Source organism: Fusicatenibacter sp. (genome assembly GCF_977045365.1).
In genome coordinates, this window is sequence record NZ_CDRRUH010000072.1 from 1 (window position 1) to 14171 (window position 14171).

At 49.5% G+C, this 14171-nt stretch carries 13 protein-coding genes and 3 pseudogenes; 15 read left to right on the top strand and 1 reads right to left on the bottom strand.

The genetic code is table 11. The annotated features are described in order from the left end of the window. The 6 genes and pseudogenes from ACY2VW_RS12775 to ACY2VW_RS12800 form a co-directional block, all read left to right on the top strand. A pseudogene (locus ACY2VW_RS12775) lies at window positions 1-275 on the top strand (FUSC family protein); the annotation flags it as partial. Beyond that, window positions 265-434 (top strand): annotated as a pseudogene (locus ACY2VW_RS12780) (CDP-alcohol phosphatidyltransferase family protein); the annotation flags it as partial. The pseudogenes ACY2VW_RS12775 and ACY2VW_RS12780, both read left to right, overlap by 11 nt. 353 nt (window positions 435-787) lie before the next feature. Further along, entirely contained in the window at window positions 788-967 is a 180-nt protein-coding gene (locus ACY2VW_RS12785) for a hypothetical protein (RefSeq protein WP_055225919.1), read from the top strand. Continuing rightward, complete coding sequence (locus ACY2VW_RS12790; protein WP_117510613.1) at window positions 951-1634, top strand: Crp/Fnr family transcriptional regulator; 684 nt, start codon at window positions 951-953, stop codon at window positions 1632-1634. Before ACY2VW_RS12785 ends, ACY2VW_RS12790 begins: the two co-directional genes overlap by 17 nt. A gap of 214 nt (window positions 1635-1848) precedes the next feature. Then, window positions 1849-3483, top strand: coding sequence for a hydroxylamine reductase (gene hcp, locus ACY2VW_RS12795; protein WP_461878314.1), 1635 nt, complete (start codon window positions 1849-1851; stop codon window positions 3481-3483). A gap of 216 nt (window positions 3484-3699) precedes the next feature. After that, on the top strand, window positions 3700-4029 hold the full coding sequence (locus ACY2VW_RS12800; RefSeq protein WP_461878315.1) for a cupin domain-containing protein: 330 nt from the start codon (window positions 3700-3702) through the stop codon (window positions 4027-4029). 104 nt (window positions 4030-4133) lie between these two features. Here ACY2VW_RS12800 and ACY2VW_RS12805 read toward each other — a convergent pair. Then, a pseudogene (locus tag ACY2VW_RS12805) lies at window positions 4134-4337 on the bottom strand (AAA family ATPase); the annotation flags it as partial. Between the two features lie 110 nt (window positions 4338-4447). On the opposite strand from ACY2VW_RS12805, the gene ACY2VW_RS12810 reads away from it, so the two are divergent. The 9 genes from ACY2VW_RS12810 (at window position 4448) to deoC (ending at window position 14099) form a co-directional block, all read left to right on the top strand. Beyond that, window positions 4448-4612, top strand: a complete 165-nt coding sequence (locus tag ACY2VW_RS12810) for a hypothetical protein (protein ID WP_461878316.1) — start codon at window positions 4448-4450, stop codon at window positions 4610-4612. Window positions 4613-5057: 445 nt separating this feature from the next. Further along, window positions 5058-5711 (top strand): YczE/YyaS/YitT family protein, encoded by a 654-nt coding sequence (locus ACY2VW_RS12815; protein ID WP_461874775.1) that lies wholly within the window; start codon window positions 5058-5060, stop codon window positions 5709-5711. Window positions 5712-5898: 187 nt separating this feature from the next. Continuing rightward, window positions 5899-6744, top strand: a complete 846-nt coding sequence (locus tag ACY2VW_RS12820) for a purine-nucleoside phosphorylase (protein ID WP_461878317.1) — start codon at window positions 5899-5901, stop codon at window positions 6742-6744. Between the two features lie 82 nt (window positions 6745-6826). After that, complete coding sequence (locus ACY2VW_RS12825; RefSeq protein WP_461878318.1) at window positions 6827-8137, top strand: amidohydrolase family protein; 1311 nt, start codon at window positions 6827-6829, stop codon at window positions 8135-8137. Window positions 8138-8242: 105 nt separating this feature from the next. Then, window positions 8243-9418: a BMP family lipoprotein gene (locus ACY2VW_RS12830; RefSeq protein ID WP_461878319.1), complete on the top strand. Its 1176-nt coding sequence runs from the start codon at window positions 8243-8245 to the stop codon at window positions 9416-9418. Window positions 9419-9586: 168 nt separating this feature from the next. Continuing rightward, complete coding sequence (locus tag ACY2VW_RS12835; RefSeq protein ID WP_373141908.1) at window positions 9587-11134, top strand: ABC transporter ATP-binding protein; 1548 nt, start codon at window positions 9587-9589, stop codon at window positions 11132-11134. Between the two features lie 18 nt (window positions 11135-11152). Then, window positions 11153-12274 (top strand): ABC transporter permease, encoded by a 1122-nt coding sequence (locus tag ACY2VW_RS12840; protein ID WP_117762018.1) that lies wholly within the window; start codon window positions 11153-11155, stop codon window positions 12272-12274. Continuing rightward, the gene (locus ACY2VW_RS12845; RefSeq protein WP_461878320.1) at window positions 12274-13209 is read left to right on the top strand and encodes an ABC transporter permease; all 936 of its coding nucleotides are present in this window, start codon (window positions 12274-12276) and stop codon (window positions 13207-13209) included. The genes ACY2VW_RS12840 and ACY2VW_RS12845 overlap by 1 nt, the downstream gene beginning before the upstream one ends. Window positions 13210-13457: 248 nt before the next feature. Beyond that, window positions 13458-14099 (top strand): deoxyribose-phosphate aldolase, encoded by a 642-nt coding sequence (deoC, locus tag ACY2VW_RS12850; protein WP_022461750.1) that lies wholly within the window; start codon window positions 13458-13460, stop codon window positions 14097-14099. Window positions 14100-14171: the final 72 nt, after the last annotated feature.

The following is a 14171-nucleotide window of genomic DNA, read 5'->3' on the forward strand; positions in this document are numbered from 1 at the left end:
TATTATATTTTCTGCTTCCTTCGTCAATCTATGCATATATAGGAATTCTTGGTGGAATCGGTGTAGGATTTTCAGCACAATATGGCTGGCAGGCAGTATTTAACACATTTGGTGCTTTAGCCATTGCAGCAGAGACTTATGGACTACAAGGAGCGGTTAGTCTTAGAGTGATTCAAAATGTTTTTGGTGTTGTGTTTGCTTTAGCATTTTGTGTTATATTTTATTGGTTTATGTCTAAAAAAAAAGAAAGTAAGGTGACCGTACATGCAAAGTGAAGTGAATCAGGAAGAAAATTTGAATAGAATTATTACGGTTCCTAATCTTCTTTCTTTTTTCGGCTTTGTCTGATTCCGGTAATTATATGGAGTTATTGTGTAAAGAAAAATCCTCTGTTAGCTGGTGAAATCTTATTGCTGTCTGAGCTTCCCGATATGTTCTGGTAAAGACTTGGACCATGGCAGAAGCTCTGTTAGAAAATCAGTTTTTTTATCCTCCACATGTTTAGGGATTTCTCTGAGCAGATGTCGAACTTTCCTATTATATAAGAAAATTCCGCATAGCCGCTGATGATAATGAGCTACATATCTTCCCGGATTTTTCTCAGCACCGAGCAGACTTCCAGTTCAAGTTCTTCCCCCAGGATCCTACCTTCCATCCTTTCTTTTCTGTCATACCCTGCTGTAAGTATAGCATAGACTTTTGTTTCCGACATTAAAAATTCCATCGACATCCGTTTCTGCACACGGTATAATAGGTATCATGTAAAGAAAAAGGAGGTTGTTTTCTTATGTTATCCTGCACCTACGAAGTAGTCGCCATCGATGGTGATTACGCGCATTTACGCCGCAATGACATCGAACCGGAGGACAATGAAATGAAACTGGTTGCCCGCGCACTGCTGCCGCCGGAAATTATGGAGGGCAGTATTTTGAAATACGAGATGCTGCAGTATGAAATCATTGGCTGATGCTGTTTTTCCGGCCGAGGTGTTTTCTCTCCCGCTCTTTCATGGCATCTCGGAAACCGGGCGGACGGCTCTTGTTTCGAGCGGGTGGCTGCGGACGTGTTCGTTTGAGAAAAACCAGACCATTTATCACATGGGTGACCGCGTGTCCGAACTGGGGATTGTGCTGTCCGGCAGCGTTTTCGTGGAGAATACGGATCTCTGGGGCAACCGCAGTATCTTAAGCAAGATCACCCCCGGCCAGGTATTTGCCGAAACGTATGCCTTCTGTCGGGAGCCGATGATGGTGAATGTCACGGCAGCCGAAGCCTCGACGGTTCTCTTTTTCAATCTTCGAAACCTCGACCAGACCGCCGATGGTGATGATGCATGGCTGTCCCAGCTTCGCAGTAACATGCTCCGCATCTCCATGCAGAAAAATCTTACCCTCTCCAAACGCATTTTCTGCACTACACCAAAGACGATCCGCGAGCGCGTGCTGGTCTACCTCGCCGCGCAGTCTGCCAAAACCGGCGCCGACACCTTTACGATCCCCTTCGACCGCCAGGGCCTCGCCGACTACCTGAACCTCGACCGGAGCGCCCTCTCCAAAGAACTCGGAAAAATGCAGAAAGAGGGAATCCTCGAATTTCATAAAAACAAATTTACGCTGCGTCATCCGTCTCTCTAGGCGGTACCGCAGCGTAAATTTTTTACCGTTTCATCGTTTCAAATGCTTATTTTTCATAAACGAATATACACAAAAAGTATTTTCCGTGGTTATAACCACATACTTTTCCTGTTATATCCGATATTCTGTACGTGTAAATTATGAAACTCCGCGCAGATCTGTTTTTCCCTCTGCGCTTAACCCCTCGGAAATACCCTACAGGAGGAACTATTTTATGGAACAGAACATGTTTTGCTACCAGTGTCAGGAAACTGCCGGCTGCTCCGGCTGTACAAAATCCGGTGTCTGTGGAAAGCGCCCGGAGACAGCGGCGCTGCAGGATCTGCTGATCTGGACGACGAAAGGACTTTCCGCCGTGACGACACAGCTCCGCCGCGAAGGAAAAACCGTCGATGCCAGCGTCAATCATCTCATCACCGAAAACCTGTTTACGACCATCACAAACGTGAACTTTGATGATGATACGATCCGCGCACGAATTGAGGCAACGCTTGAGACCAAAGCGCTTCTCGCTCAGCTTGCCGACTGCTCCGCTCTGCCGGAAGCCGCCCTCTGGAACGGCACAACCGATGAGTTTGCCGCAAAAGCAGTAACCGTCGGCGTACTTTCCACGGAAAATGAGGACATCCGCTCTTTACGCGAGCTCATCACCTACGGTCTGAAAGGACTCGCCGCGTACACCAGCCATGCCAATGTTCTCTTAAAAGAAAACGAGGAAATCGATGCCTTCCTGCAGCGTGCTCTCGCCGCAACGCTCGACGATTCTCTCTCTGCAGAGGAACTGACCGCACTCGCGCTCGAGACCGGCTCCTACGGCGTGCAGGGAATGGCACTGCTCGATGAGGCAAACACTTCCGCTTACGGCAATCCGGAGATCACCACCGTCGATCTCGGTGTCGGCACCCGCCCGGGTATTCTCGTCTCCGGCCACGATCTGCGCGACCTCGAGATGCTGCTCGCGCAGACCGCGAACACTGGCATCGATGTTTACACGCACTCCGAAATGCTGCCTGCGCACTACTATCCGGCGTTCAAAAAATATGAACATTTTAAGGGAAATTATGGTAACGCCTGGTGGAAACAAAAAGAAGAATTTGAATCTTTTAATGGCCCGATTCTGATGACGACGAACTGTATCGTGCCGCCGAAGAACAGTTACAAAAACCGTATTTACACAACCGGAGCGGTTCGTTATCCGGGCTGCCCGCACATCGACGGTGCCATCGGTGAGACAAAAGATTTCTCTTTGCTCATCGAACAGGCAAAGCACTGCGCACCGCCGACGGAACTCGAGCAGGGAACCATCGTCGGAGGCTTCGCTCATGCACAGGTCCTTGCCCTGGCAGACCAGATCGTCGATGCCGTGAAATCCGGCGCGATCAAAAAATTCGTTGTCATGGCTGGATGCGACGGCCGTGCAAAGAGCCGCAGCTATTACTCTGATTTTGCGCAGGCACTGCCGAAAGACACGGTAATCCTGACCGCAGGCTGTGCGAAATACAAATACAACAAGCTGAACCTCGGCGACATCAACGGCATTCCGCGCGTCCTCGATGCCGGCCAGTGCAATGATTCCTACTCTCTTGCCGTGATTGCACTGAAATTAAAGGAGGTCTTCGGCCTCGACGATATCAACGATCTGCCGATCATCTACAATATTTCCTGGTATGAGCAGAAAGCCGTCATTGTTCTTCTGGCGCTGCTGTCACTCGGTGTCAAGAACATCCACCTCGGCCCGACACTCCCGGCATTTTTAAGCCCGAATGTTGCAGCTCTTCTCGTTGAAAACTTCGGCATCGCCGGAATCGATACCGTTGAAAACGATATGGAATTGTTTTTCGGAAAATAATCGAAAGCCCTTGCTTTCTTTCATTTTTCCACGTATACTGTATATGTTCAGACAAAAATATCTTTGAATTTGGGCATGTCAGAAAAACGGACCTCAGATTCCATTTCTATACACGCCCGACACCGATGAGTCATCTCATCTTAATCACACATTTTTAGAACGTGCCTGGGAATTTTTTCAGACACGTTCTCATTCTATCACGGAGATTTATGAACTATGAGCATCATGAAAAATATCGATAAAGCCCAGGTTATGGTCTTAAAAGATCAGGTTTCCTACCAGGAAGGCCAGATCGTCAGTAAGACACTGGTACAGAATGAATCCGTCAGCATCACCTTATTTGCCTTCGACAAAGGCGAAGAAATCAGCACCCACGAGTCCGGCGGCGACGCCTTCGTCACCTGCCTCGACGGAACCGGTGAAATCACCATCGACGGCGTAAAATACGAACTCCACGAAGGTGAATCCATCGTCATGCCGGCAAAACACCCGCATGCAGTGTATGGAAAAGAGCAGTATAAGATGCTGCTGGTAGTGGTATTCTAACGTATCCTTTTTGAACCAATTATTGATATGCCTGGCAAAATAAGGCAGCATGCCTCAGGATTTCCTGTGATATGCTGCCTTGCCTTTTTATTCATTTACGCCATATACGTTTCCAGTGATGCAATATACTTTTTCTCTTTGATCTGGTTCAACGCTGTATAGGCAGAATGATTCCATTTCAGTTCTACGAGAAGTGCCGGGTACTCACTGCGAAATTCCGGTTTCGGAAGATAAACAAAGTCTGCAAAGCCCCTTCCTGTCGGCAGCTCACGAATCGGCTTGAAGTAATACTTCATGGAGCGTAAATAAAGGCAACGATAACGCGATCCTCTATCAGATCCTCACCTGCGCCGACTGTCTCGATGCGGCAACCGATTCCGTCGGACGCGCCTACAGCTCCGGCAAAAATTTTGCAGACATGCTCGCCGATCTCCGCTGCAACGCAGGCCGTATGTTCAACCCGGATCTCGTACAGCTCTTTGACAGCGAACAGCTCCAGCAGCAGATTGAATCCCTGATCACCGTTGATCGGGAACAGCTTTACCGAGAGGTTTTCGGAAAGAATGTATCACTCGTTTCGTAAGCTGTATAATTATACATTGTTTTCAAGATTTCCTGCCGTCTTCTCACCAGCAGAATAATACGTTTATGCGAATCACGTGATTGCTGTACCTGTCTGTATGTCCTAATCAGAAACATAGCGCATGGTGCAAACACATCTTAATGTTAGTGTTCACTTTGTTAATCTTCACGTGAACATTCCTTTTCGAAAAACTTATTTTTTATTATTTTGCGTTCACTATATTCATTTTATTATTAATCATTTTGTTAACATAAGCAAAAGAAAACTGTTTACATTTTGAAAAAAATATACTAAAATAACAGAAACAGGCAAATCTCCGCCGGGCGAAAAAACGGCGGAGATTTTTCTGGGAAAAAGGGCAAAAAAGCAGAAAATAAATTCTGCAGATCAGCCCGGAAAACATGAAAATACATTTTGTATTATTTTACAGGGAGGAACTCATACTATGAAAGAAATCATCCAGGGCTTCTACCAGAAGAAACATTTCTGGACCCGCCTGATTCTGGTCATCGCCGCCGTCATTCTGATGGGCTTTGCACTCTCATGGCTGCTTCTCGTCGATCTCGGCACCGATCCGTGTACCTTGTTAAACCAAACCATCTCCACCCGCCTGGGCATCAGCATTGGAAACTGGCAGGCGCTCTTCAATATCGTCCTGCTCATCTTCGTTATCGTGTTCGGCGGCAGAAATTTAGGCTTTGGAACCCTCGCAAACATGTTCCTTGTGGGCTATTCCATCGACTTTTTCTCCTGGATCTGGGCGAAAATCCTTCCGCCGGATCTTTTTACCTCGATGGGTGTCCGCATCGCTGTGCTGATTCCGGCGCTGATCCTGTTTATCCTCGCCGCATCCTTCTATATGGATGTTGATATGGGAACCGCACCGTACGACGCAGTATCGTTCATCATCTCCACCCACCTGCCGAACGTTTCTTTCCGCGTGATCCGCATCGTCTACGACTTTGCTGTCACTGCAATCGCTGTTCTGCTCGGCGGAAAGCTCGGCATTGTCACCGTGCTGATGGTTATCACCTTAGGTCCGGTTATCGAATGGCTGGGAAATATCATGAAACAGCATCTCAATATCTTTGATGACTGAAAAACATTGCTTTTCCACGCTTTCTATACTACAATAGAATCACCAGATGATCTTTTTTCTAATAGAAAAGCCTGCCTCCGGGACTCACATCTCTGTGGCAGGCTTTTCTTCTCTGAAAAAGCAGGCAGCAGTGCCGAAAAAAGACTCATAAAAATCAGAAAATCATTTATTTAAGGAGGTTTTTCTTATGAGCAACACCCCAAACCCTGTTTACGAAAAACTGATGAAATGCTACGAGAGCTTCCGCTCCCAGATCGATTTCCAGCCGGAAGTCGCACTGATCCTCGGTTCCGGCCTCGGTGATTTTGCGAATGATATCCGCGTCACCGCCACCCTCGACTACCACGATATCGAAGGCTTCCCGGTTTCCACCGTTCCGGGCCACGCGGGCCGTTTTATCTTCGGCTACGTCGGCGATGTGCCGGTTGTCTGCATGCAGGGCCGCGTTCATTATTATGAAGGCTATCCGATGACCGACGTTGTTCTCCCGACCCGCCTCATGAAGCTGATGGGCGCAAAAGCACTGTTCTTAACCAACGCCGCCGGCGGCATCAAACAGGGCACAAAGCCAGGCTCTCTGATGCTGTTAAACGGCCAGATCGCCTGCTTCGTTCCATCTCCGCTTATCGGACCGAACATCGACGAGCTCGGCACCCGTTTCCCGGATATGAGCCAGATCTACGACCTTGAATTCCAGAAAATCGCACGGAAAGCCGCAGCCAGCCTTGATATCGACCTGATGGAAGGCGTTTATCTGCAGCTCACCGGCCCGCAGTACGAGTCCCCGCAGGAAATCGCCATGTGCCACACCCTCGGCGCAGACGCGGTCGGCATGAGCACCGCCTGCGAAGCCATCGCTGCACGCCATATGGGCATGCGCGTCATCGGTATTTCCTGCATTACCAATCTTGCCGCCGGCATCTCCCCGCAGCCTCTGTGCCATGCGGAAGTTCAGGAGGCAGCTGACATGGTTGCACCGCAGTTCAAAAAACTCGTTGCCGCAACGATTCAGGGCATCGCAAAGACACTGTAAACACACAGCGGCCGGGGTCTGTCAAAAAAAAACAAGCCCCGGCCGCTGAAAACAGCACGTAAAATAAAGGAGAGATCTTTTTTTGAATACACGTTTTTACAACGCCAAAATTCTCGTACTCGACGCTGAAAACCATTTTTCCATCGCCGAAGACGAACTTCATGTCACCGGCGACACCATCACCTATATCGGACCTGGTAGAAAAGCAGATCCAGATGCCGCAGAGACCACTGTCTTCGACCGCGAAATCGACGCCCGCGGCAATCTCCTGATCCCGGGCTTTAAAAACGCACACACGCACACCCCGATGACCTTCCTCCGCTCCTACGCGGACGATCTCCCGCTCCACGAATGGCTCGAGCGCCAGGTCTTCCCGAACGAGGCAAAGCTCGCCGGGGACGACGTTTACTGGCTCAATATCCTCGGCATCATGGAATATCTGACGAGCGGCATCACCTCCAATTTCGACATGTACATTCAGCAGAAAAACAGCATCGCTGCCACGGTCGACACCGGATTCCGCACCGTTCTTACCAGCGGCCTCAACAACTTCGTCGACAGCCCGGAATTTCTCGAAGAGATGTATAACTATGTCAACGAACTCTCCGACCGCACCTCGTATCTGCTCGGTTTCCACGCCGAATATACGACCGGCGGCCCGCTTCTTGAGGCAGTTGCCAAACTTGCCGAAAAATACCATTCCCCTGTCTGGACACACAACGCCGAGACAAAAAGCGAAGTCGAGGGCTGTAAAGAGCGCTGGGGGCTCACCCCGACACAGCTCATGGAAAAACTTGGCATGTTCCAGTACGGAGGCGGCGGCTACCACTGCATCTGGATGGAGGACCGCGATTTCGAAATTTTCCGCGACCGGAAGCTCACCGCTGTCACCAATCCTTCTTCAAACCTGAAGCTTGCCTCCGGCGTCTGCCCGCTGAAGCGTTTTTACGATAACGGCATCAACCTCGCCATCGGCACCGACGGGCCTGCCAGCAACAACTGCCTCGATATGTTCCGCGAAATGTTCCTGACCACCGGCCTTTCCAAAGTCCGCGAGATGGACGCCGCAGGAATCCCGGCCGACGCCATTCTCTACATGGCAACCGCAGGCGGTGCACACGCGATGCAGCTTACTGACTGCGACCGTCTCGCTGCCGGCAAAAAGGCCGATCTCGTCATGATTGACCTCCATCAGCCGAATATGCAGCCGGAGAATAATCTGATCAAAAACCTCGTTTACAGCGGCAGCAAACAGAACGTAAAGCTTACCATGGTAAACGGTCAAATCCTCTACGAAAACGGCGAATTCCATATCGGCTTTGACCCGGAAGAAATTTATGCAAGATCCAACGCCATTATCCGAAGAATTTCCGGCTCACATGCCGATAGCTAGTGGATTTCACGCAGTTTTTCCTTTACTTGACATACTTTTTTCTTTTATATTATAATGTTGCCATACACGCAGAAACGCTGTACCCATGAAAGGAGAATACTATTTATGAAAAAGAAAGTAGTTAGCTTACTGCTTGCAGCTGCCATGACAACTGCTGCACTCGCAGGATGCGGTTCCTCCAACGGATCCTCTTCCTCCGATGCATCCAAAGGAACTGATTCTGCCAGCGCAGCATCTTCTTCTGCTTCCACAGACGGAGAGAAAAAAGATTCCGCAGACGAGAAAATTGCTATGATCACAGACTCCGGAGATATCACCGACGAATCCTTCAACCAGATCACCTGGGAAACTGTATGCGCTTACGGCGATGCAAACGGCGTAGAGTACGAGTACTACAAACCGGCAGAGGACACCGACGAGGAGCGTATCAACTCCATCGATCTTGCAATCTCTGAGGGCGCTACCGTAGTTGTTATGCCTGGTTATCTGTTCGGACCAGCCATCGCAGAAGAGCAGGACACCTATCCGGATGTAACCTTCATCGCAGTTGACGTTACCGAAAGCGACATCGTAAACTTAAACGGTGAAACTGTTGATCTTGGAAAGAACGTATACATCTGCTCCTTCGAAGAAGAGCAGGCCGGCTACCTGGCTGGATACGCTGCAGTAAAAGACGGTTACACAAGCCTTGGCTTCCTTGGCGGTATCGCTGTTCCGGCCGTTATCCGTTTCGGTTACGGTTATGTACAGGGTATCAACGCTGCTGCTGAAGAAGACGGCGTAGATGTAAACGTAAAATATTACTATGGCGGCCAGTTCTACGGCGATGACTCCATCACCGCCCGTATGGAAGGCTGGTATGCAGACGGAACACAGGTTGTATTCGCCTGCGGCGGCGGTATCTGGACATCTGCTCTGGATGCAGCTGAGACACACGACGGAAAAGTTATTGGTGTAGACGTTGACCAGCGTTCCAAAATCGGCGAGCGCTGCCTGACTTCCGCTATGAAAGGTCTTCCAAGCGCCATCAACAACGCTCTGGATTCCTACTTCAGCGGAAACTTCTCTGAACTTGGCGGAACTGCTCAGCAGCTTGGACTGAAAGACGGAGATTACATCGGCCTTCCTACCGATTCCGAATCCTGGGGATTCACAACCTTCACACAGGATCAGTATGAAACTGTACTGGCTGGTATCCGCGATGGTTCCATCGAAATCTCCAGCGATACAGAAAATCAGCCGGAAGTAGGTTCTCACGTAACCGTTGATTACATCAGCTAATGTGCATACTGTTTCTGTAACAATATGCCTTTTGGGGAAGAGAATATTATTTCTCTTCCCCTTTTTTTCTGTCACACAAAATGCTATACTAGACATAATGAAAGCCCGCAGTTCTGCCCTGTTTTCCATGCCTTCGGCAGTCCTGCAAAACCACGCTTGAAAGGGAATATGTATATGGAAAATGAGTACATTATTGAGATGTTGAACATCACCAAAGAATTCCCGGGTATCAAGGCGAACGACAACATTACATTACAGCTCAAAAAAGGAGAAATCCATGCTCTGCTTGGAGAAAACGGTGCAGGAAAATCAACCCTGATGAGTATTCTTTTTGGTCTGTATCAGCCTACCTCCGGAATCATCAAGAAGAATGGGCAGGAAGTCCATATCAACACGCCGAACGACGCCAACGATCTCAACATCGGTATGGTGCACCAGCACTTTAAGCTGGTCGAATGTTTCTCGGTTCTCGACAACATCATCCTCGGCGTAGAGCCGACCAAAGGCCTTTTCCTCGAGAAAAAGAATGCCCGTGCAAAAGTCATGGAGCTGAGCGAGAAATACGGTCTGATGGTCGATCCGGACGCTCTGATCTCAGATATCACCGTCGGCATGCAGCAGCGTACCGAAATTCTGAAAATGCTCTACCGTGACAACGAAGTCCTGATCTTCGACGAGCCGACCGCGGTTCTGACGCCGCAGGAAATCGACGAGCTGATGAAGATCATGAAGAACCTCGCAAAAGAAGGAAAATCCATCCTCTTCATCACCCATAAACTCAACGAGATCATGGAAGTTGCCGACCGCTGTACGATTCTCCGCAAAGGAAAATACATCGGAACCGTCAACATCAGCGAAACTTCCAAAGAAGAGCTCTCCCGCATGATGGTCGGAAGAAACGTCAGCTTCTCCGTCAACAAAAAGCCGTCAAAACCGGGCGACACCGTTCTGAAAGTAGAGCACATGACCGTACCGAGCAAGGTGCACGGAAACAACGCCGTCAAAGATGTTTCCTTTAATGTAAGAAAAGGCGAGATTGTCTGCATCGCAGGTATCGATGGAAACGGCCAGTCCGAGTTCGTTCAGGGCCTCACGGGACTGGAAAAAGTATCCGGCGGTAAAATTCTGTTCAACGGACAGGACATCACGAAAGCTTCCATCCGCGACCGCTCCAAGATGGGCATGAGCCACATCCCGGAGGACCGCCATAAACACGGCCTCGTGCTGGATTACTCCATCGAGCAGAACATGGTGCTGCAGCGTTACTGGCAGCCGGAATTTGAATCCTTCGGCTTTATCAAATCAAAAGCCGTGCGCGAATATGCCGAGCGCCTGATCGAGCAGTACGATGTCCGCAGCGGCCAGGGTCCTGTGACCATCACCCGCAGCATGTCCGGCGGAAACCAGCAGAAAGCGATCATCGCGCGTGAGATCGACAAAGATCCTGATCTTCTCGTTGCGGTACAGCCTACCCGTGGTCTTGATGTCGGAGCCATCGAATACATTCACAGCCAGCTCGTTGCACAGCGCGACAAGGGAAAAGCCGTTCTTCTGGTTTCTCTGGAACTGGATGAGGTTATGGATGTTTCCGACCGTATTCTTGTTATGTACGAAGGAGAGCTGGTCGGCCAGCTGGATCCGAAAACCGTTTCTGTCGAAGAACTCGGTCTCTACATGGCAGGTGCAAAACGGGATCCGGTTCCCGAAGAAGTATAAAAGAGAGGTAAGAAAAGCATGAACGAAAAAACGAAAAACGCTCTTCTGTCCATTGTCGCTTCTCTTGTATGTATTGTGATCGGTCTTCTTGTGGGATTTATCATTTTATACTGCATCAACGCGGAGAACGCAGTGGATGGATTTACACGAATCATCAAAGGCGGCTTTTACTTAAAGCCGAAAGGAATCGGAAGTGAAATCGCTCAGTCCGCTCCCCTGATTATGACCGGACTTTCGGTTGCATTTGCTTTTAAAACAGGTCTGTTCAACATCGGTGCTGCCGGACAGTACACCGTCGGTGTCTTCGGCGCCCTGTATTTTGCCATCATCCTCCACATGCCATGGTATGTATGCCTTCTGGCTGCTATGGTCTGCGGAGCCATCTGGGGAGCAGTTCCTGGTATCTTCAAAGCATACTTCAACGTAAATGAAGTTATTACTTCCATCATGTTCAACTGGATTGGTCTTTATCTTGTCAATGAGCTGATGTACAACACCATCCCGGACATGTATGATCAGAAGACCACACGTACTTACAAATTAAGCTCCGCTTCTCCGAAATCCCTGATTCCGGACTGCGGCATGAACTCCATTTTCCGTACCAGTTCCACAACGATTGCGATTTTCATTGCGATTGCCATTGCGGTCATCATCTATATCGTTCTGAACAAAACAACCTTCGGCTATGAGCTGAAAGCCTGCGGGTTCAATAAGGATGCTGCCAAATACGCCGGCATCAACGAGAAGAGAAACGTTGTTCTCTCCATGACCATCGCAGGTGCGCTTGCCGGAATCGGTGCAGGCCTCTACTTCCTCTCCGGTGCATCCGAGTGGAACCCGCAGGTATCGACAGCACTCCCGGCCATCGGATTTAATGGTATCCCGGTTGCGCTTCTTGCACTTAGCAACCCGATCGGCGTTATCTTTGCTGCTCTCTTCGTTGCTCATATTTCGGTCGGCGGTGCTTACCTGCCTACGAAATATTATCAGCCGGAGATCGCGGACCTGATCGTTGCCGTTATCATTTACCTTTGCGCATTCGTTACCCTGTTCAAGGGCATCGTTGCAAACCTGTTCAAGAGCAAAAAAGAGCAGAAAGCAAATGCCAATGCAGACAACGGAAAGGAGGAGAAGAAATAATGTTCCTTTTAATTAAATTTACTTTACTGTACGCCGTTGTTCTGATGCTCGTTGCGATGGGCGGTATGTTCTCCGAGCGAAGCGGTGTCATCAACATCGCGCTGGAAGGAATCATGGCGATCGGCGGCCTTGCCGGTGTCTTCGTCCTGGTTCTGTTCCCGGACCTCCCGGCTCCTGCACTTGTGGCACTTTCCATTCTGGCGAGCGCCGTATCCGGTATGATCTACTCTCTGCTGCTTGGCTTCTCCGCCATCACACTGAAAGCAGACCAGACGATCGGCGGAACCGCGCTGAACATGCTGGCTACTGCCATTGCCATCGTCCTGGTAAAAGCATTCAACAACGGCTCGGATACCGGAAACGGTGCAGCTTCCGCAAAGCTGAACTACACCAACGCCGCTTTCATTTACAAGATCGGACCATTTACCGTGAACATCTTCCTGTTCATCGGCATCATCCTTCTGATCTGCAGCTACGTGTTCCTCTTCAAAACGAAATGGGGACTGCGCCTGCGTGCCTGCGGTGAGCATCCACAGGCAGCCGACTCTGTTGGTATCAACGTATACCAGTGGAGATACACCGGTGTTATCATCTCCGGTGCACTCGGCGGTATCGGCGGATTTGCCTACATCGTTCCGTCCGTTACCACCTGGAACTTCGAAGTCGGCGTAGCCGGTGCCGGATTCCTTGCCCTCGCTGTTATGATCTTCGGTCAGTGGAAACCGTTCCACATTGCCGGAGCAGCCGTATTCTTTGCGGTATTCCGTTCCCTGGCAAACATTGCGGACTCCACCGTCCTCTCCCATCTGGGACTGTCCAAGAACATTTACAACATGATGCCGTTTATCGCATCCATGATTATTCTCGCCTTCACATCCAAGAATTCCCAGGCTCCGAAAGCCGAAGGTATTCCATACGATAAGGGCGCAAGATAATATGTAACTATTCAGAGCCATGTGAAATGGAAGAAAAAATTGCGAATCATGCTTGCATGAATGAGCGGTTTTTTCTGGAATTTCATATGGCGAGCAGCCACATCGAGATGCAGCGCAGCGGAATCGAGATGTGGCTCTGAATAGTTACAATTTTTAAAGGCAGAGCCGTTAAATCCGAACTGTGTTTTTTCGGCTCTGCCTTTTCTCTATCATTCTAATTTATTTTTCATCAAAGAAAGGAAAAAATTATGCTGAACACCAAATTATTTGACCACACTATTTTAAAAGCAGACGCAACCGAAGCACAGGTTGCAAAGATCTGCGACGAGGCACTTGCACATGATTTTGCTTCTGTCTGCGTCAACCAGTACTACACCAAATTCGTTGCTGAAAAGCTCAAAGGATCTGACGTCAAAGTCTGCACCGTTGTCGGCTTCCCTCTGGGCATGTCCGATACCCGTGTAAAAGCGTTTGAGACCCGTGCAGCCATCGAAGACGGTGCACAGGAGGTTGATATGGTCATCAACGTCGGAGCCCTCAAAGACGGCAAATACGACTTCGTACGCTCCGATATCCAGACCTTAAAAGAAGTATGCGGCAAGGACATCGTTCTGAAAGTCATCATCGAGACCTGCCTTTTAACCGATGAAGAGAAAGTAAAAGCGTGCGAGCTCGCAAAAGAAGCCGGCGCTGACTTCGTAAAAACCTCCACCGGATTTTCTACCGGCGGTGCAAAAGCGGCTGATGTTGCCCTGATGAGAAAGACCGTAGGCCCGGATATGGGCGTAAAAGCTTCCGGCGGAATCCACAACGCAGACGAGGCACAGGCTATGGTAGATGCCGGCGCAAGCCGTCTCGGAACAAGCGCAACACTGGCTATCATCGGATAAAAAGGAGTTTCTTATGGATACGATACTGATAGGAATTGCCGGAGGAACCGGCAGTGGAAAAACGACACTGGC

Excerpts from the sequence above, each read along its gene's own strand:
- ACY2VW_RS12785 (WP_055225919.1), top strand. The coding sequence starts at position 788 with ATGTTATCCTGCACCTACGAAGTAGTCGCCATCGATGGTGATTACGCG.
- ACY2VW_RS12790 (WP_117510613.1), top strand. The coding sequence starts at position 951 with ATGAAATCATTGGCTGATGCTGTTTTTCCGGCCGAGGTGTTTTCTCTC.
- hcp (WP_461878314.1), top strand. The coding sequence starts at position 1,849 with ATGGAACAGAACATGTTTTGCTACCAGTGTCAGGAAACTGCCGGCTGC.
- ACY2VW_RS12800 (WP_461878315.1), top strand. The coding sequence starts at position 3,700 with ATGAGCATCATGAAAAATATCGATAAAGCCCAGGTTATGGTCTTAAAA.
- ACY2VW_RS12810 (WP_461878316.1), top strand. The coding sequence starts at position 4,448 with ATGCTCGCCGATCTCCGCTGCAACGCAGGCCGTATGTTCAACCCGGAT.
- ACY2VW_RS12815 (WP_461874775.1), top strand. The coding sequence starts at position 5,058 with ATGAAAGAAATCATCCAGGGCTTCTACCAGAAGAAACATTTCTGGACC.
- ACY2VW_RS12820 (WP_461878317.1), top strand. The coding sequence starts at position 5,899 with ATGAGCAACACCCCAAACCCTGTTTACGAAAAACTGATGAAATGCTAC.
- ACY2VW_RS12830 (WP_461878319.1), top strand. The coding sequence starts at position 8,243 with ATGAAAAAGAAAGTAGTTAGCTTACTGCTTGCAGCTGCCATGACAACT.
- ACY2VW_RS12835 (WP_373141908.1), top strand. The coding sequence starts at position 9,587 with ATGTATATGGAAAATGAGTACATTATTGAGATGTTGAACATCACCAAA.
- ACY2VW_RS12840 (WP_117762018.1), top strand. The coding sequence starts at position 11,153 with ATGAACGAAAAAACGAAAAACGCTCTTCTGTCCATTGTCGCTTCTCTT.
- ACY2VW_RS12845 (WP_461878320.1), top strand. The coding sequence starts at position 12,274 with ATGTTCCTTTTAATTAAATTTACTTTACTGTACGCCGTTGTTCTGATG.
- deoC (WP_022461750.1), top strand. The coding sequence starts at position 13,458 with ATGCTGAACACCAAATTATTTGACCACACTATTTTAAAAGCAGACGCA.